An 18,377-nucleotide genomic window follows, 5' to 3' on the forward strand; every position below is an offset into this window, starting at 1 on the left:
GTAGGTGTCTATTGCGTTAAGTCAAGCACTTTGCATTGGTCGTACTCCGGGTCGATCTCAATGAACACGGTGTCCATGTTCTTTCGGAACCACTCATCCACAGCCTTGTCTCGCTTCTGCGCCAGAGCGGCGGCGGCTATCTTCTGGTAGTCGTCGCTCATATTGGCCACGTGAGGAGTCGATTTGTAGCGAAGCATAATGATACGGGCTGCCTCTCTGCCGTCAGGCGTGGTAAAGGTCACCGGCTTCGACACGTCACCCACTTTCATGGTGTCGATCACGAAGAAAATACCTGGCTCCACTTCATTCATCGGGATGTACGAATTACCCGTCATACGACTGATGATGGTACCTCCGTTGTCCTTTGTGTTCTTATCGTCCGAAAATTCTTTGGCAGCCTTTGCAAAGCTGATGCTGTCGTTCACGATGAGGGTGCGCACGCTGTCCAGTGCGGCGATCGCGTCCTGCACATCCACGCGGGCAGTTTCAGGTTTGATGAGGATGTGACGTGTGTTGAACTCCTGACCCTTGCGCTCGATCAGCTGGATCAGGTGAAAACCGAACATCGACTCGATTACGTTCGACATCTGGCCTGGCTCGAGGCGCAGCGCAGCAGCTTCGTACTCCGGCACCAGTTCTTTTTTCTTGAAGAAACCAAGCTCTCCGCCTGCTTCTGCCGAGCCCGGGTCTTCTGAGTGTTCTTTTGCCAATGTGGCAAAATCTTCCCCGGCCACAATGCGGGCACGCAGTGCTTCCAGCTTCTGGCGGGCTGCCTGCTTCTGCTGGCGGCTCACCTCGGCATACTTCACAATGTGGCTCAGCTGCACTTCGCTCGAGAAGTAAGGCAAGCTGTCAGCGGGGATCTGGTTGAAATAGCGGCGTACCTCTTTCGGGGTTACGGTTACTTTGTCAGTGATCTCGCGCTGCATCTTTTCCGATACCATCTGGTTGCGAACAGAGCGGCGCAGTTCGTCGCGCAGTTGTTTCACGCTCTTGTTATAATATTGTTCCAGACGCTCTGTACCGCCTACCTGCGAGGCCAGGTAATCAATTCTGCGGTTCAGTTCGCCGGTTATGGCAGTTTCTTCCACTACAACAGAGTCGATCTCGGCACGGGCCAGCAACAGCTTCTCCTGCACCATCGATTTCAGAATCTCGCACTTCATGGGCTCGGTCTGCGCGCTCGGCTGCTGTTTGTTCTGGGCCAGGAACTGCAGGTAGCTGAACTCAAGCTCCGATCGCAGGATCACGTGGTTGTCTACCTTGGCTATGATGCCATCCAGTTTCTTCTGGGTAGGCGCCTGTGCCGTAGCTGTTGTAAAGGCTGTGATCAGGCTGAGCAGTAGCAGGGCCAGGGTTTTCGTTTTATGGGTTGTGTTATGCATGTTAGCTTCTATCGGTTCTCTTGTTGCGGACCCGCTTTATTTTCTGATGATTTTATCGACCTCTGTCTGGTTAACGCTAACCGGATTTTTTTCCTGCAGCTGCTTTACCCATTGCTCGTCCAGGTAGTTCTGGTAGTCGGCCGTTACCTGGCCTCTCACCTCGGAAAGCTGCTTCGGAGCAGGAGCCAGCACATCGTGCACGATCACCAGGTACTGGCGTCCGTTCAGTTCGGTGTTGTAAGTGCCCTTTTCCCACTTCACAGCGTCTACAGCTTTGTTCTCGCCTTTCTGGAATTTCTTCTCTGTGATCTGCACACCCAGCGGGTTGCCGGCATTCAGGTTTTCGGCCAGCACGCTTAGTTCAGGCGAGTAAAGCGTGAACGATACGCGTCTGTTGCGGCGGCGACCGGTTTCGGTATTGTCAGCGGCGGCCTGCTTTGTCTTGCCCAGAGCTTTGGCGCTGAGTTGGCTGGCTGGTACGCCACGCTTGGTCAGGTAGGCGACAATGGCTTTGGAGCGCTCAGCAGAGAGGTTGCGCTTGCCCGCTGCCTCACGTGCGTCGGCATGGCCGTTCACTTCCAGCGTCAGGTTCGGGTTATTGCTCAGGCGGTCAGCCAGTTCGTTCAGGCGCGCTATACTTGCCTGATCCGGCGTGGCGCTGTTTGTCTCAAACGAAATGTCGGCTGGTTTGCCGTTGCGTACCTCGTAGCGGCGATCGTTCAACTGCTGCTGGGCCTTGTTGAGCAGTTCCGCATTGGCAGCACTGATCACGGTGGCGTGCGCACGCTCTTTCCACTGGTACTTGTCGCGGTTCTGATCAAAAAATGCCTTCAGTCCAGTGGTGTCTTCCACCGCCTTAGACCATACCTTCTCGTCCATCAACTGGAAAAGCAGGATGCCGTCGTGGTACTCACGTACCAGCATGCGGTAGTCAGGGTATTTGTTCTCCAGGTTAGCACGCTCATACGCCAGCAGGCTCTTCTGCACAAAGTTGTCGTAGAGCGAGTTCATGTGGTGTTGCGGAGTGCCGGCCATGCGCGGGCGCTGCTCCGCTTTCACGTAGGTATAGAAGTCGGCTACGGTATAAGGCTTGCCCTGAATCGTGAACAAGTTGTTCTTCAGCGTTTTGTCGGCGGCATCAAAATCCCACTTGCCTTGCAGCAGGTCGTCTGTCGCCTTGCTTAAAGCCGCGGCTTTGACAGTAGCGTCTTCGGTAAAGTTGTTTTCTGATTTAATGCGCTTTAGGAAGGCCGCCTTGTTGAGCTCGGATCGGGAGTCCTTGGCGATCTTGTTGCGCAGGTTTTGCTCCATGTCCTCGAACGAAGGGATGGGTTGCTTGCCGAGCAGCTTGATGATGTGCCAGCCATAGGGTGTCAGGACAGGAGGGGCCACTTCGCCTTCTTTCTTGAGGGCAAATGCCACTTCCTCGAAAGACGGAATCATGCGGCCAGTACCGAACCAGGGCAGTTCACCGCCGTTGGCGGCAGAGTTGGCGTCTTCCGAAAACTCAGCCGCCAGGCGGTCCCAGTTCTCGTTGCGCTGCACACGCTTGTAAATGGCGTCCACGCGCTGCTTGGCAGCCAGCGAGTCTGCCTTTGGAATGCCCGGCGTGGCGCGCACCATGATGTGGGCCACTTTCACTTCGCCCTGCGCGGCACGTTTGTCGTTTACTTTGATCAGGTGATAGCCAAAACGGGAGCGAACCGGCTGCGAGATCTGGCCAACCGGTGTTTTGTAGGCGGCGTCTTCGAAGCGGTACACCATCTGCATGGCTGTGAAATAACCCAGGTTGCCACCGTTCTCGCTGGCGGATGGGTCGTGAGAAAACTCACGGGCCAGCTTGCCGAAATCCTCACCGGCCTCGAGCCGCTTGCGCAGCTCCAGGGCCTGGTTGTAGGCAGCCAGGGTGTCCTGCGGGCTCGGGTCGTTTGGCAGGCCCAGCAGTATGTGCGATGCGTTTACCTCCTGTTTCAGGCGCTCGTAAGCTTCCCGCACCAGTTGGTCGGTCACGCTCTTTTCAGTGAGGTAGGGTTGTGCAAGCTGCTCTTTGTAGCCCTCCAGTTCGCGCTTAAAAGCGGCAGTGGTGTCCAGGCCACGGCCCTCGCCTTCCATCACCTTCAGTTTAAACCGGGTATAGAGGTCGAGGTACTCGCTTACACTCTGGCGGGTATAGGCGTCTTCATTGCCCCCGTTGTTCTTCTCATACACATACTGAAACTCGGATGTGTAGATAGGTTGGGATCCAATGGTCGCAATGATAGGTTCCTGCTTGTCATTCTTCTTAGTTGCGGTACAGCCGGCCATAACAAGGGCCGCTGCCGCAACAAGTAGTTGATTGCTGCGCATAAATAGATGATAAACTAACGCTTGGTTTTGCCCTGACGAGGTCAGATCATGCAATTTTAGTTAATTTTTCTGACAGATTAGTCAAAAAGTACCACTATAATCCTATTGCATGCGATTTCGTTCCGGATAACGGACGCGGGGCGCTAAAAGTGTGCAGTTCAGCCCTATTTAATTTTTTTGTACAGGAAGCAGGTGTTCTGGCTGTCGCTAGTCTCAAATTCCACACGGTCCATGATGCGGTTGACGAGGGCGATGCCGACGCCCCCCTTTTTTCCGACCCGGATGTGCTCTTCGATGTTGGGCTCTTTATACTCAGAGCGGCGGAAGGCCACCCCGTTGTCGACGATCTCGAATTTGAGCATGCCCGCCTTCTCCGTGATGAAGAGGGAAATGCTTTTGGACGGGTCTTCGCTGTTGGCATGGATGATGAGGTTGGCGCATATCTCATCCACGGCCAATACGATCTGGTTCATCTGGATGTCTGTCAGGGTATACGCTGCCAGATACTCCGTCACGAAGTCCCGTATTTGCTTCAGATTTTTTTTAGTACAGCTAACTGTAATTTTATTATTCATCAGCAATGGTCATGGCTTCCTCGTAATCCGAAACGATGGTCATGAGCAGGTCGAGGCCCAGGATTTCGAATACGTTGCGCACTTTGTCCTGCATGTTGTAGAAAATGAGTTTGATCTGTGCATCCTCAAAGCGCTGCAGGTGCGAGATGAACACCCCAAGGCCGGCAGACGATATGTAGTTCAGGTCTTTGCAGTCTACCAGTATCTTGCTGTAGGTCATGATCTCGGGGTCGGAAAGCGCTTCATCGAGCATTACAGATGAGCTTGCGTCCAGTTCACCATCCAGGGTGATGATGATCGTCGTGTCTTTGATTTGGTTAGTAATTTTCATCGGCATCCTTTACGTATAACTATTCACTAGGTTGAGTCGGTTTAAATTTGATGACGAGCAGCGTCTGGTCATCGTACAGGTTTTCTGTCGGCCCGGTAAAGTCCAGCAGGTCGTTGATAATAGCGTATTTTATATCCTCGGCCTCCAGATGGTAGGTTTGGGTGAGCATGTAGCGCAGCCTGTCCTCTCCATACTCATCATTCTGAGGGTTGCGGGCCTCCACAATGCCATCCGTGTAAATCACCATCACGTCGGTTGGGTTGTAGTCGTAGTACATCTCCCGCACATGGTTGTTGTAGCTCTTATCACGAATGATGCCAAGCCCCAGTCCGTCCGTCTGAAAATAGAAGGTGTCGTCCATCATGGAGTTGTAGTAAAGGGTATGGCAGTGGCCCGCGCGGGCAAACATAAAGCCCTTCATGCGATAATCAATGATGTATAGCGCAGAAGTGATAAAAGAGGTTTTCTCGAGGCAGCGGCTCAGGGCGCTGTTCGCCTGTTTCATGAACTCGCTTGGCGGCATATCCTGCTGCATCAGGCCATGGAAAATCCCCTTCATCTGGGCCATGTGGAAGGCCGCCGAAATACCCTTGCCCGACACGTCGCCGATGATGATGGCGATGCGCGACTCGCTCAGTTGCAGGAAGTCGTAAAAGTCGCCGCCCACTTCCTTGGCAGCTTTAGCGTAGGTCGAGATCTCAAACCAGCTGTCGCTCGGGAATTTCTTCGGTATCAGGCTGTCCTGCACCACCGAGGCGATCTTAAGCTCCTCCTTATAACGTTCGTTCTGCAGCGACTCGTGTACCAGGCGCAGGTTCTCGATCGTGAGAATGGTCTGGTTGGTAAATGTGCGCAGTACGTTCACAGTCTCCCTGTCAAAGCCCTGCTCAATGTCCTTCAGCAGGTATAGCACCCCAAACAGGTGTTTCTTGGATTTGATGGGCAGAATGATGAGCGACTTCCAGGGCAGCGTGAGGTCACGGAAGCCGGGGTTGCGGTCGAGGTTGTTGTTGATGTAGTCGATGTGCTGGATATTGTAGGCCAGCAGCAGGTGGCGTATGCGCTTGATCTGCTCTTCTTCTATCGTGAGCTGATGGCACAGCTCTATTTCATCCTTTTTCTCGCCCTTGAAAATCTCAAGCCAGGCGGCGCTGGCATCCGATGCCTTCACGGTACTCTCAAAGAGCATGTCGTATACCTGTTTCTCGCTCTGTCCCTGCTGTATGGACTGGCTCAGGCGCTGGAAGTTGAGCAGGTCCTCGCTCTTCTGCTCAAACACGCTGGATGTAGGCAGACTGAAAAGCGCCACCAGAAAAGAGGCCAGGGTATACAGGGCCACAAAGAACATGGCCAGCAGCAGGAAGCCCACGTCAGAGTAATCGATCACCAGCAGCGGACTATCGGCAAAGCCGTTGAAAAAGTCAGCGAAGATGTAACAGGCAAGTAAAATAGCCACGAGCAAAATAAGCGACCTGCCTTTTTTGTTGAACGTCAGGTAGGCGACCCACTTCAGATTGGTGCACAAAAACAAGGTATAGAGCCCGATAAGGCCCAGCAATGGCAGGAAGATCAGGCTGCTGTAGTTGAAGTTGAGCAGCGTTAGGATCAGTGTAGCGAAGAGCAGAATCTCGTACCAGTCCCAGGCGATCTGGATAAACTTGTTTTTATGGTAGAGGATCAACTGGCGCCATACATAAAAGGCCTTTGCCAGGAATAGCACCAGCAAGCCAAAGTTCACCTGGTAGACCATGTGCAGCAGCAGCGGCGACTGCACGCTGGAGTAGTTGGTAACCATTCGGTATACCATCAGCAGGGCGATGCTCAGGTAGGCGGCTATACCTCCTTTGGCGAAGATGTTCCAAAGGTAGCCGATAAAATCTATGCCTTTGAGGTTCTCAGCGCTCAGGCGTTGAAAGCCGAACACCGATATGATGAAGACAACGATCAGGAAGTTGTTGACGAAAGGCAGATCCAGCGCAATGGAGCTCTCCCGGTGCATACTCTCAGCAGCCAACAGCACATTCGCCAGCAGGAGTGACCAGCTGATGAGGGCAGAGGTAATAAACAGAGATTTTGCGTTGGTTCTATAAAGCATAAAACGGAAAACCGTGCTTAGTTTTATTGGCGACAGAAAATGGCTTGCCCGAGACTTTATCAGTTTGTAAGGTAAGAAAATTTTTTGCTCTTTGGCCAAGTTGTCGGGGTGAGTTTTGAAAGAACAACTTGCATAACGTAAAAAAGAAGAAGTAGGTTAACAAAAGCCAACCTACTTCTTCTTTTATGCTATATATGAAATGACTAGCGGCTGTAGTTCGGCGCCTCGCGCATGATGTGCACATCGTGCGGATGACTCTCGCGCAGGCCAGCCCCTGTTATTTTCACCATCTTGGCTTCCTGAAGGGTAGGTATAGTCGGCGTGCCGCAGTAGCCCATACCGGCGCGGATGCCGCCTACCAACTGGTAGATCACCTCCGATACCAAACCTTTGTAGGCCACGCGACCCACGATGCCTTCCGGTACCAGTTTCTTGCTGTCTTTTTCGTTGCCCTGGAAGTAGCGGTCTTTCGAGCCTTCCTCCATCGCCTCGATAGAGCCCATGCCACGGTAGGTCTTGAACTTGCGTCCTTCGTAAATGATCATCTCGCCGGGAGCCTCTTCGGTACCAGCCAGCAGCGAGCCCACCATCACGGTGCTCGCGCCTCCGGCCAGCGCCTTCACGATGTCGCCCGAGAACTTGATGCCGCCGTCGGCAATAACCGGAACGCCGGTACCCTGCAAGCCTCTGGCGGCTTCCATTACGGCAGACAGCTGCGGCATGCCTATACCTGCAATCACGCGGGTGGTACATATACTGCCCGGGCCCACGCCCACTTTCACGGCGTCGGCGCCTGCATCTGCCAGCGCTTTGGCGCCGTCGGCGGTGGCCACGTTACCGGCAATTACCTCCAGTTTCGGGAAGTTCTCCTTGATCTTGCGCACTACGTCGAGCACGCCTTTGGAGTGACCGTGCGCTGTGTCTACGCTGATCACGTCCACGCCGGCCTCTACCAGCGCCTTGATGCGGTCCATCACGTCAGGGGTTACGCCCACGGCGGCACCTACGCGCAGACGGCCGTACTCATCTTTGCAGGCATTCGGACGGTCTTTCTTTTTGAGGATATCTTTGTAGGTAATCAGGCCCACCAGGTTGCCTTCACCATCCACCACGGGCAGTTTCTCGATCTTGTACTCCTGCAGAATGTCTTCGGCTTTGGCCAGGTCAGTTCCTTTTGCGGCTGTGATCAGGTTTTCGGTCGTCATCACAGCTCTTACTGGCAGAGACATGTCCTTCTCAAAGCGCAGGTCGCGGTTGGTGAGGATGCCGGTTAGCTTGCCGTGTCCGTTAATAATAGGTATACCACCGATCTTGTTCTCTGACATGATGCGAATGGCATCGCCGAGCGTGGCGTCTTCCTGCAGGGTGATCGGGTCGAGGATCATGCCGCTTTCGGAGCGTTTCACTTTGCGCACCTGCTCTGCCTGCTTCTTGATCGACATGTTTTTGTGGATGATGCCGATGCCTCCTTCCTGCGCCATCGAAATGGCCAGTTCAGTTTCGGTTACCGTGTCCATAGCCGCGGAAAGCAGCGGAATGTTAATGCGGATATTGCGTGTAAGCTGTGTGGAAGTATCAGTGTTGTGGGGGAGCACCTCGGAGTAGGCCGGGAGCAGAAGCACGTCGTCGTAGGTGAGTGCCTCAAATACAATTTTGGATTGATCTGCGATCATGGCAAATAAATTAGGGGTCCTTATTTGCCGCGTAAAATTACATAAATTAATCCGGATAATTTAGCAAGCGGTGTGAGAAAATTATTCGGGTAGTGCTACAGGGCTTCCGTCTTTGGTGCTTTTTAGGGTCAAATGCCCCCTAGGATTGCGCCAGGGGAAATATTACAAAAAGGGGATGAAAACAAGTAATTTAGAGAGGATCCGGTACTGCATGCCTAGTATACCCGCATAGTTGGATCAATCTGTGTTGCCCAGGCATGGATGCCGCCCTTCAGGTTGAGGAGGTTGTCGTAACCGAGGCGCTGGGTCAGGTAATGGATGGCCTGCGCGCTGCGGAAGCCGTGGTGGCAAACCATGACCACGGGCACATCGCGCCGGATGCGGTTTACCTGCTTCGGCAAATCGCCCAAAGGTATAAGCTCGCCACCCAGGTTACAGATCGCAAACTCCTCAGGCTCGCGCACATCCACAATCTGCAGTTCGGCACTGCGGCCTAGTCTCTCTTTCAGTTCCTGCGCTGTAATCTCGTCCATAGTCGTAGGGCTCCTGCCTTTGCTATACCTTAAGCTTTGGTGTTTTGGTTTCGATTTGCAAACTTACCAACAAATTAGTCCAAAACATGGGCTTGCACAGGTATAGATGACAGATTTTTACAACAGCATGACAGCGGCACTGCAGGCCATGAGCCTGGTCGAAGTAATAGGCGTGATCACAGGTATAGCCGGGGTATGGCTGGCGGCCCGCCAGCACATCTGGACCTGGCCCATCAGTGTGGTGAGTGTGACGGCCTACGTATTCGTGTTCTACGAAGCCCGCCTCTATGCCGACATGGGGCTCAATGTCTTTTACATCATCACAAGTTTTTATGGCTGGTACGAATGGCTCTACGGCGGCAGCGGGCATACCGAAAGGAAAGTGACCAGAGTAGGGCAGCGGGAGTTATGGGTGATGATTGCGCTAGTGGTGGCGTTCACGGCTAGCCTTGGCTATTTCCTGGATAACTACACCAATGCCGACCTGTCGTACACCGACTCAGCCACGACCGCGGTGAGCCTGATGGCCTACTGGATGATGGCCAAGAAGCGCCTGGAAAACTGGCTGGTATGGCTGGCTGTGGATGTCGTGTACATCGGGGTGTTCACTTATAAAGAGCTATACCTAACGGCGCTTCTGTATTTCATCTTCCTGATTTTGGCTACCATAGGCTACCTGGATTGGAAGCGCGACATGGAAAGGGAAGCTGCAGCTCCTGTTATAAAGTGATTGTTGGAAATATCCTGTTTTATGTGTTTATCTTATGCAGTCATGGCATGGTATGTGCCGTACATGAGTGTAACTGAGGCAATCGTTGAATTTTAGTGCGCCAAAGTATGCGAGTACCTATGTTCCACGCTACAATGACACTATGTATGATGAACCACAAGATTGAATTGCCAGATGAACTGAAGTACGAGAACCGTATGAAGTGGGGCTATGAGTCCCCGGACGAAAGCCCCAAGCGCCTGCTACTCTGTCAGCATGGTGACCGGCAGCCCAAAGAGGTAGAGGTATATAATTTTTATGATTATAGCTTCACCGAGAATTAAGAAATAACCCGTCTCATCCAACCTGACGGAGAGGAAAGTACAGCGGGGACGCATTCTAAGGGATGTGTCCCCGCTTTTTTTGTGATGCTCCGTACGTTTATACCTCCTGTTAGGCAGCGTTTGCCAAGTCATACTGTTCATCTGCTAGTTATCTGAAAATCCCTTAGTTATATAATAATAGGCAGGGTATACTTAATTAAAGCCGGCTCCTTTTAGAAGTGAAGTACATCCATGATGCCCAACTTAACTGATGGCTATACCCTCAGCGGAAATGGATTATTGACGGCCCATTCAGGTATTGAAATAATGCATGATATAAACAGTAGGAGGCTGTTAAACAAGGCTGCCGCCGGTGGGGAAACCTGCTGGTGGCAGCTTTATTTATGACAGGCCCTGTAGTGGCGACTTTCAGCATAATTGGCCTACCTTTGCGGTATGCTGAAAGTCGCCATCACAGGGCCTGAGTCTACGGGCAAATCCACGCTGTCGCAGCAGTTGGCTGCGCGCTACAACACCGTGTGGGTGCCGGAATATGCCCGCACCTACGTCGAGACGCTCGACAGGCCCTATACCTTGCAGGACCTGGAACGGATCGCCAAAGGGCAGCTGGCATTGGAAGCGCAGATGCAGACCCAGGCCAACCGGATTATTTTCGCAGACACCGACCTGCTGGTGATCAAAATATGGAGTGAGCATGCCTTCGGCGAGTGCCCCGACTGGGTGCTGCAAAAACTAAAGCAGCAGGACTACAACCTTTACCTGCTGATGGGCGTTGATTTGCCGTGGGAGCCTGATCCGCAGCGGGAGCATCCGCACCTGCGCCAGTATTTTTATGACTGGTACAAACGGGAGCTGGAAGCGCTGCAGGTACCCTACCTGGAGATCAGCGGACAGCACGAAGACCGGTTCGATAAGGCCACTGCGTACATCGACGCTCTGCTCCGGCAACATACCTAAAACTATACCTTGCCATGCTACACTATTTACAGAACTATAACTTTAAGGTGGGCGTCGAGAGCAAAGGCGCCGAGTTACAACACTTCATCAAGCTCGACGAGGAGCTGGAGTTTATCTGGCAGGCCGACCCGGAAATATGGGGCAGTCATGCACCGAACCTTTTCCCGATCGTGGGAGAGTTGCCCGAAGGAACCTATACCTACGAAGACGAGATTTTCGCCCTGAAACGTCATGGTTTTGCACGGCACAAAGAGTTCAAGCTAATCGAGGAGGAAGACGACAAGCTGGTATTCGAACTCGAAGACGATGAAGAAACCTACCAGGTATACCCGTTCAAGTTCAGGCTCCTGATCGCTTACAAGCTCGAGAATAACAAGCTGTCGGTGACTTACCAGGTGCTCAACCGCGACAAGAAAGGGATGTACTTTTCTATAGGTGGCCACCCCGGATTTAACGTGCCGTTTTATGGCGGAGAGCAGTACGAAGACTACTTTATCGAGTTTGATAAAGAGGAGACCCTGCACCGCTACCTGCTCACTGACGAGGGGCTGCAGAGCGGCGACACGGCGAAAGTGCTGGAGCACGATCGGGTGCTGCCCCTGAAGCGCAGTTATTTTGACAAGGATGCCCTCGTATTCAAGAACCTGAACTCAGACAAGCTGTCGTTGGGTAGCCGCACCAACCAGCGCCGCATCGAGATGACCTTTCCAGGTTTTCCGTTCCTGGGTATCTGGGCGAAGCCGGGGCCATCGCCTTACCTGTGCATCGAGCCTTGGTGCGGTATAGCAGGCCGCGACGGAGAGTCGGGCGAACTCGATAAAAAAGAGGGCATCAACCTGCTTGGGCCTATGCATGTGTTTGAGCGCACCTTTACCATGGAAGTGCTGTAGCAGAACTTTAGCTCTTTAACCCAAAAGCCCCCTGTCGAATCATCGCGCAGGGGGCTTTTTGGTTTCATTACGTTTCATTTCATTGCAGGGAAGGCTCCGGAAACTTGGGAACCTTGATGCGTCGCAGGTCATAGTGCGGTTCATAATCATTGATAGGCAATGATATGCCGGGTGGCAGGTCCAGATCTGGCAGATCGTCGCCTAGCGGCTCGCCTCCATCGTCATCGTTATCAGTAGAGGAAGACCCTCTGAATTTTTTGCGTGGAGCGAAAGCGTAGTATGCCAGTATCGTTAGCAGTGCTAAAGTATACAGTAAGCTGATCATCATCACATTTCTTCTTTAACTCTCTCTAAAATTGTTTCAGCCGGCCTGTTTTCCTGGCAAATCCTGCTTGGTTATGAGCGGACGCTCGAAAACGTGCCTTGTATTGTTTTCAACGTAGTTTGCAGGCAAGTGGTTATCGGCTTTTGTTAAAATAAAATTGTACTTAACTGACTGATACTGTGGATTGGCCATTCTTTGCGCCATAGGACTTTGTTTTGATCGAAAAACGGGTCTACCTTTGTATCAGTTTAGGGGTGCCTTATAACAACGGGCTGAGATCATACCCATTGAACCTGATCCGGGTAATGCCGGCGAAGGGAAAAACACGGGGAAACAATGTAAAGCAGGCTGCCGGCCCCAGGCAGGTCTGTATGTTTCATCTTATTCTTTTCTTACACACCAAATGAAAAAATTACTGATTGTGATGGCGGCCATCGTGCTGTTGCCATTGCAGTTGCTCGCTCAGTATACGCTGGGCGGCTACGTAACCGATGCTGCCAAAAACGAGGCACTGGCGGGAGCCACCGTCGTACTGAACAGCAGCGGCCATGTTACCATGTCCGGCCCCGATGGGCGATTCCAATTCCAAAACCTGCCAGCCGGCAACTATACCTTGCAGGTGTCTTACCTGGGCTACACCCAGCTGAGCAGACAAGTGCAACTCACCGCCGACACGGAACTTCGTCTGGCCTTGCAGCCAACCAGTGTGAACACGGGTGAAGTACTGGTATCGTCTACCCGTGCCAACGAGAAGACAGGGACCACTTTTACCGATGTAAGTCGTCAGGAAATTGACGAGCGTAACTTTGGGCAGGACCTGCCATACCTGTTGGAGCAAGTGCCATCGGTAGTAGTGAATTCTGATGCCGGCGGCGGCGTAGGCTATACCGGCATCCGCATACGGGGCTCCGACATCACGCGCATCAACGTGACCGTGAACGGTATACCTGTCAACGACTCCGAGAGCCACGGCACCTTCTTTGTGAACATGCCGGATTTTGCCTCGTCTGTGGAAAACATACAGGTACAGCGCGGCGTGGGCACTTCCACCAACGGTGCGGGCGCCTTCGGGGCCAGCATCAACATCCAAACGCAGCAGGTGCGCCGCGAGGCCTATGCCGAAACCGACAACAGCTACGGATCTTTCAACACCTGGAAAAACAACGTGCGCTTCGGCACGGGTCTGATCAACGGCAAGTTCGCCTTCGACGGCCGTTTGTCGCGCATCAAATCCGACGGCTACATCGACCGGGCCTTCTCTGACCTGAAATCCATGTACTTCTCGGGAGGCTACTATGGCGACAAAACCACGGTGAAGTTCGTGACCTTCTCGGGACAGGAGCAAACCTACCAGGCCTGGTACGGCACGCCGGAGGCGCTGGTTTATGGCAACGAAGCCGATCTGCAGGCCTACATCGACCGTAACGGGATAGAAGGCAGCGACCTGGAGAACCTGCGCACCGCCGGCCGCCGGTATAACTACTACACCTACGACAACGAAACCGACAACTACCAGCAGGACCACTACCAACTGCACCTGTCACACGATTTCTCACCGGAGCTTACTTTCTCCGGCGCGCTGCACTATACCTATGGCCGCGGCTACTACGAGCAGTTCCGAAACAACGACAAGCTCTCGAACTACGGTTTGCCGAATGTGGAGGTAGGAGAGGAGACGATCAGCCGGACCGACCTGATCCGCCGCCGCTGGCTCGACAACCACTTTTTCGGTGCCACCTATGCCTTGCAGTACAATCCAACGCCTCGCCTGAATGCGACCCTGGGCGGTGCCTGGAACAGGTACGACGGCGATCACTTCGGGGAGGTAATCTGGGCCAGGTTCGCCTCTACGTCCAACCTGGGCGATCGCTACTACGACAACAATGCCGTGAAGACCGACTTCAATATTTTCGGTAAAGTGACCTACAGCCTGACGGATCAGCTGAGTTTGTTTGGTGACATGCAGGTGCGGAACGTGAATTATACCTTCGAGGGCATCGACAAGAACTTCGTGAACCTGGAGCAGGAGGTGGACTTTACCTTTTATAACCCCAAGGCAGGTATAAGCTACGAGTTTATGCCGGGGCATCAGCTCTACGCTTCTTATGCCATTGGTAACCGTGAGCCGGTGCGCGACGACTTTACCGAGTCTACCGCTGCCAGCCGTCCGAAGCACGAGACGCTGCGCAACGCAGAGGCCGGCTACCGTGGTCAGCTGGCGCTGGGTGAGCTGGCAGGCCGAGAACTGGGCGCGAGCCTGGAGGCGAATTACTTCTTCATGGACTACAAAAACCAGCTGGTGCTCACGGGCGAGATCAACGATGTGGGTGCTTATACCCGCACGAACATTGACCGCAGCTACCGCCAAGGTATAGAGTTGGCCGGCGCAGTTCGCCTGGGTAGTTTGGCCAGTTTGAGCAGCAACCTGAGCTACAGCCAGAACAAAGTGCGCAACTTTGAAGAGTTCATCGACGACTACGACAATGGCGGTCAGGCCCTGAACCGTTACAGCGAGTCGGCCATTGCCTATTCCCCTGATTTTGTGTCGGCTACGCAGCTAGAGGTGGAGGTGTTGAAAGGGCTGAAGGCGGCTTTTATTTACAAAACGGTGAGCAAGCAGTATCTGGATAACACCGAGAATGAGAACCGCATTATACCTGCTTACCAGGTGGGCGACCTGCGCCTGCGCTATACCACCGGTTTCACAGGTGTGTTGAAAGGCCTGGAGCTTGGCCTGTTGGTCAACAATATCTTCAACGAGCGCTATGCTGCCAATGGCTATACCTACAGCTACATAGCGGGAGGAGGTGTAACAACCGAGAACTTCTACTACCCGCAGGCCACACGCAATTTTTTGGCCTCGGTAGGGTTAAGATTTTAAGATTGATTGCGTTTTTTTGGAAAGGCCCCGCCAATTGGTGGGGCCTTTTTTTGATGGGAGTTTGCAGGATGGTTAATTTGTTAAATGGTTGAATTGATCAGTGCACGATTGGTACAGGGTGCGACCCAATGCTGCTAACCTAAGAATTTAATAGAAGTTGGCTAAGGCTGATCCAGTTATGTTCATTTGAGTCTGAAAGAGGGCCCTGCCGCAACTTTTGTAAGTCTCCAGAGAAACGGGAATTGAAAAATCCCAAGCAGTCACTGAGCGCTCTTTCGAGTGCTCTTTCGGACATCCATGTCCGAAAGCCATCTGCTGGGGATGTCCACATCCCCGTATGCTGATCTAGTTTTTCAGGTATAGGGGACAAGGATGTCCCCGGCAGAACTACTTTCGGACACGGATGTCCGAAAGGGCGCTAAAACCGACACACGGGGATTAGGAAATCCCCGGCAGTTTGCTTCGGGATTGATAAATCCCGAAGAGCCTTGTAGAAAAGCCTTTTAAGAAAATGTGATCGTCTGTAGGGACAGTGACCTGTCCGAATTGTGCACCGGCAATCCTGCACCGTTATACCTGCCTGAATCATGCTACGGTATACCTGTCTGCATCATTTAACAGCAAGCATGCACCTGTATACCTGCCCGAATCTTGCTCCTCTATACCTGTCCAAGTACAGCACCAGCGCACCTGCCAGAATCTTACAGGAAAATTCCCCAATCGGAGTGACAGGGATGGGTTAATGATGCCCTGAACGTTTCAACTATTCAATAATTTAACCAATCAACCGGCTAACAATTCAACCATTTAGCAATTTAACCCTTCAACAAACCCTGATTCAGAAATCTTGTTATATTTGCGTATTACCCTTTCCTTAAAACAACGAAATAAGCTATGGCCTACGAATCATCAGGAGCCCCAGACTACTATAACATTGACGACTTGCTGACCGAGGAGCATATCCTCATACGCCAGTCCCTGCGCGAATTTGTGAAGCGCGAGATTTCTCCGAACATCGAAAAATGGGCGCAGGACGCGCACTTCCCTTCCGAAATCGTGAAGAAGTTCGGTGATGTGGGCGCTTTCGGCCCGACTATACCTGCCGAGTACGGCGGTGGCGGTCTGGACTACATCAGCTACGGCATCATCATGCAGGAGATCGAGCGTGGTGACTCCGGTATGCGCTCTACCGCGTCGGTGCAGGGCTCGCTGGTGATGTACCCGATCTATGCGTATGGCTCCGAGGAGCAGCGCAATAAGTACCTGCCCAAGCTGGCAAGCGGCGAGTGGCTGGGCTGCTTCGGCCTGACAGAGCCAGACCACGGTTCTAACCCAGGTGGTATGACGACCAATATCAAGGACATGGGCGACCATTACCTGCTCAACGGCGCTAAGATGTGGATCTCTAACTCACCGGAGTGTCAGGTGGCTGTGGTGTGGGCCAAGAACGAAGAAGGCCGCATCAAAGGCTTGATCGTGGAGCGTGGTATGGAAGGCTTCTCTACGCCGGAAATTCACAACAAATGGAGCCTGCGCGCCAGCTGCACCGGCGAGCTGGTGTTCGACAACGTGAAAGTGCCGAAAGAAAACCTGCTGCCGAACATAGAAGGTCTTCGCGGTCCGCTCGGCTGCCTCGACTCTGCGCGCTACGGCATCGCCTGGGGCGCCATCGGCGTGGCCATCGACTGCTACGAGTCGGCACGCAAGTATGCCATGGAGCGCATCCAGTTCGACAAGCCGATCGGAGCTTTCCAGCTCACGCAGAAGAAACTGGCTGAGATGCTCACTGAAATTACCAAAGCGCAACTACTGGCCTGGAGACTGGGCACCTTGAAAAACGAAGGCAAAGCCACTACGCAGCAAATCTCGATGGCCAAGCGCAACAACGTGGACATGGCCCTGCACATCGCCCGCGAGGCGCGGCAGATCCACGGCGGTATGGGCATTACGGGCGAGTACCCGATCATGCGCCACATGATGAACCTCGAGTCGGTGATCACCTACGAAGGCACCCACGATATTCACCTGCTCATCACAGGGGCTGATATCACAGGTATACCGGCGTTTAAATAGACCCCACCAAGTCCTCTAAAAAACGGGAGGACATGTAAATATAAAAAAGGCAGCTACGGAAGTGGCTGCCTTTTTTATTCCCCTCCTCGGAGGGGTTAGGGGTGGGTTTTACTTTTTCTGGTTCGCTATTATCCATGCTTCAATTGTTCGAAGCACATTGCTTAACTCTTGTTTTACTTCTCTATCATTGAATCGCAGGAATTTAATTCCTAATTTTTCTAAGGTTGCCTGCCGTTTAGCATCTTCTTCAAAACTATAATCATGGCAATCACCATCTACTTCAATGGCTAACTGTAGCTCTTTGCAATAAAAATCGACTATAAAGCTATCCAGCGGTTTTTGTCTGTCAAAGTCGTAACCTAGAAGTTGGCGGTTCTTCAGTTCATTCCAAAGTAGGACTTCAGATAGTGTACTGTTTTGTCGCAGTTGTTTTGCCAGCGATCTTAGGTAAGGCTTATAAGGTATGATTTGCCGTTTCATATATGCACGATTAACCCACCCCTAACCCCTCCGAGGAGGGGAATTGTTCCTAAACCATTATTCTAAGCTAATATTCGTCAATGCCCTGATCCTGTAGAGTGGGAAAATTTTGCGGCTTAATCACTTTAAAGCCCGTCCCAAAACGCATCCCTGCTTCGGCCGCCGGGGTTGTACTTCATCATCTCCTGCCAAAGCCGGTCAAACTCTTCGCTGAAATCCTGCACGATGCTGGGGTTGTCGGTGATCAGGATGTTCTCGTGGTTGTACAAAGCGGCACTGCGGGTCCAGTTATAACTGCCGGTCAGCACTTGCACCTCATCAAAAATGGCGAACTTGTGGTGCATGTGGTTGCGCGTTTTGTCAATCCGCACCTCCAGCCCTCTGGCGGCTAGTTCCTGTATGTCTGACCCTGCATCGTGCAGCTTGTGGTTGTCCGTCATGATTTTGATGGCAATGCCTCGTTTATACGCCCGCACAATGGCGTCAGAAATACGGTTGTCGCTGATCGTGAACACGCATATTTTCACGCTTTCTTCTGCCGCGTCCATGCAGGCGATGATGGCGTTGAGACAGTCGTCGCCGGGGCTGAAGAAGGCATGGCTGGTGATTTTTTGCTGATGAGTATGCATACGGAGGTTGTTTTGGCGCTCGTAAGGTACTACAGGCCCATCAGATTTCTAAAATAATCCTTTGGTTTGCTAACCTAATTAGATTTTTGGTGAACAACTATAAAATAGTTAGCAAAATTTAGTAAATTCGTAGGCAGAAATGGAGCGAAAG

17 protein-coding genes and 1 riboswitch are annotated in these 18,377 nt (G+C 52.5%); of the genes, 6 read left to right on the forward strand and 11 right to left on the reverse strand.

Annotation, left to right across the window (positions count from 1 at the left end):
• Window positions 1-8 precede the first annotated feature (8 nt).
• The 7 genes from Q4E40_RS05030 to Q4E40_RS05060 all read right to left on the reverse strand — a co-directional run bounded on the left by Q4E40_RS05030 (window position 9) and on the right by Q4E40_RS05060 (window position 8,938).
• Window positions 9-1,385, reverse strand: a complete 1,377-nt coding sequence (locus tag Q4E40_RS05030) for a peptidylprolyl isomerase (RefSeq protein ID WP_303410426.1) — start codon at window positions 1,383-1,385, stop codon at window positions 9-11.
• A gap of 36 nt (window positions 1,386-1,421) precedes the next feature.
• Window positions 1,422-3,731, reverse strand: coding sequence for a peptidylprolyl isomerase (locus Q4E40_RS05035; RefSeq protein WP_303410427.1), 2,310 nt, complete (start codon window positions 3,729-3,731; stop codon window positions 1,422-1,424).
• 164 nt (window positions 3,732-3,895) lie between these two features.
• Window positions 3,896-4,306: an ATP-binding protein gene (locus Q4E40_RS05040; RefSeq protein ID WP_303410428.1), complete on the reverse strand. Its 411-nt coding sequence runs from the start codon at window positions 4,304-4,306 to the stop codon at window positions 3,896-3,898.
• On the reverse strand, window positions 4,299-4,637 hold the full coding sequence (locus tag Q4E40_RS05045) for an STAS domain-containing protein (RefSeq protein WP_040574303.1): 339 nt from the start codon (window positions 4,635-4,637) through the stop codon (window positions 4,299-4,301). Before Q4E40_RS05045 ends, Q4E40_RS05040 begins: the two co-directional genes overlap by 8 nt.
• 19 nt (window positions 4,638-4,656) lie before the next feature.
• Window positions 4,657-6,732: a SpoIIE family protein phosphatase gene (locus Q4E40_RS05050; RefSeq protein WP_303410429.1), complete on the reverse strand. Its 2,076-nt coding sequence runs from the start codon at window positions 6,730-6,732 to the stop codon at window positions 4,657-4,659.
• Between the two features lie 203 nt (window positions 6,733-6,935).
• On the reverse strand, window positions 6,936-8,405 hold the full coding sequence (guaB, locus tag Q4E40_RS05055) for an IMP dehydrogenase (protein ID WP_303410430.1): 1,470 nt from the start codon (window positions 8,403-8,405) through the stop codon (window positions 6,936-6,938).
• A gap of 215 nt (window positions 8,406-8,620) precedes the next feature.
• Window positions 8,621-8,938, reverse strand: a complete 318-nt coding sequence (locus tag Q4E40_RS05060; RefSeq protein ID WP_303410431.1) for a rhodanese-like domain-containing protein — start codon at window positions 8,936-8,938, stop codon at window positions 8,621-8,623.
• Window positions 8,939-9,044: 106 nt separating this feature from the next.
• On the opposite strand from Q4E40_RS05060, the gene pnuC reads away from it, so the two are divergent.
• From pnuC to Q4E40_RS05080, 4 genes are all read left to right on the forward strand, one after another.
• Window positions 9,045-9,668: a nicotinamide riboside transporter PnuC gene (gene pnuC / locus Q4E40_RS05065; RefSeq protein ID WP_303410432.1), complete on the forward strand. Its 624-nt coding sequence runs from the start codon at window positions 9,045-9,047 to the stop codon at window positions 9,666-9,668.
• A 146-nt stretch (window positions 9,669-9,814) separates the two neighbouring features.
• Window positions 9,815-9,991 (forward strand): hypothetical protein, encoded by a 177-nt coding sequence (locus Q4E40_RS05070; RefSeq protein WP_303410434.1) that lies wholly within the window; start codon window positions 9,815-9,817, stop codon window positions 9,989-9,991.
• Between the two features lie 435 nt (window positions 9,992-10,426).
• Window positions 10,427-10,948, forward strand: a complete 522-nt coding sequence (locus tag Q4E40_RS05075; protein WP_303410436.1) for an AAA family ATPase — start codon at window positions 10,427-10,429, stop codon at window positions 10,946-10,948.
• A 14-nt stretch (window positions 10,949-10,962) separates the two neighbouring features.
• Complete coding sequence (locus Q4E40_RS05080) at window positions 10,963-11,838, forward strand: aldose 1-epimerase family protein (RefSeq protein ID WP_303410438.1); 876 nt, start codon at window positions 10,963-10,965, stop codon at window positions 11,836-11,838.
• Window positions 11,839-11,917: 79 nt separating this feature from the next.
• On the opposite strand, the gene Q4E40_RS05085 is transcribed toward Q4E40_RS05080, so the two are convergent.
• Entirely contained in the window at window positions 11,918-12,166 is a 249-nt protein-coding gene (locus Q4E40_RS05085) for a hypothetical protein (protein ID WP_076669363.1), read from the reverse strand.
• A gap of 33 nt (window positions 12,167-12,199) precedes the next feature.
• On the reverse strand, window positions 12,200-12,367 hold the full coding sequence (locus Q4E40_RS05090) for a hypothetical protein (protein WP_303410440.1): 168 nt from the start codon (window positions 12,365-12,367) through the stop codon (window positions 12,200-12,202).
• 36 nt (window positions 12,368-12,403) lie between these two features.
• Window positions 12,404-12,501: riboswitch (TPP riboswitch) on the forward strand.
• Between the two features lie 65 nt (window positions 12,502-12,566).
• On the opposite strand from Q4E40_RS05090, the gene Q4E40_RS05095 reads away from it, so the two are divergent.
• Together Q4E40_RS05095 and Q4E40_RS05100 are read left to right on the forward strand one after the other, a co-directional pair.
• Window positions 12,567-15,044, forward strand: coding sequence for a TonB-dependent receptor (locus Q4E40_RS05095; protein WP_303410442.1), 2,478 nt, complete (start codon window positions 12,567-12,569; stop codon window positions 15,042-15,044).
• 894 nt (window positions 15,045-15,938) lie between these two features.
• The gene (locus tag Q4E40_RS05100; protein WP_303410443.1) at window positions 15,939-17,117 is read left to right on the forward strand and encodes an acyl-CoA dehydrogenase family protein; all 1,179 of its coding nucleotides are present in this window, start codon (window positions 15,939-15,941) and stop codon (window positions 17,115-17,117) included.
• A 108-nt stretch (window positions 17,118-17,225) separates the two neighbouring features.
• Here the strand turns inward: Q4E40_RS05100 and Q4E40_RS05105 are convergent, their stop codons facing one another.
• Both Q4E40_RS05105 and Q4E40_RS05110 read right to left on the reverse strand, forming a co-directional pair.
• Window positions 17,226-17,597 carry an endonuclease domain-containing protein gene (locus Q4E40_RS05105; RefSeq protein WP_303410445.1) on the reverse strand — a complete coding sequence of 124 codons (372 nt, stop codon included), beginning with the start codon at window positions 17,595-17,597 and terminating at the stop codon, window positions 17,226-17,228.
• 125 nt (window positions 17,598-17,722) lie between these two features.
• Complete coding sequence (locus tag Q4E40_RS05110) at window positions 17,723-18,226, reverse strand: phospholipase D-like domain-containing protein (RefSeq protein WP_303410446.1); 504 nt, start codon at window positions 18,224-18,226, stop codon at window positions 17,723-17,725.
• Between the last annotated feature and the right edge of the window lie 151 nt (window positions 18,227-18,377).

Origin of the sequence: Pontibacter coccineus (assembly GCF_030546575.1) — a bacterium.
Taxonomy (GTDB): domain Bacteria; phylum Bacteroidota; class Bacteroidia; order Cytophagales; family Hymenobacteraceae; genus Pontibacter; species Pontibacter coccineus.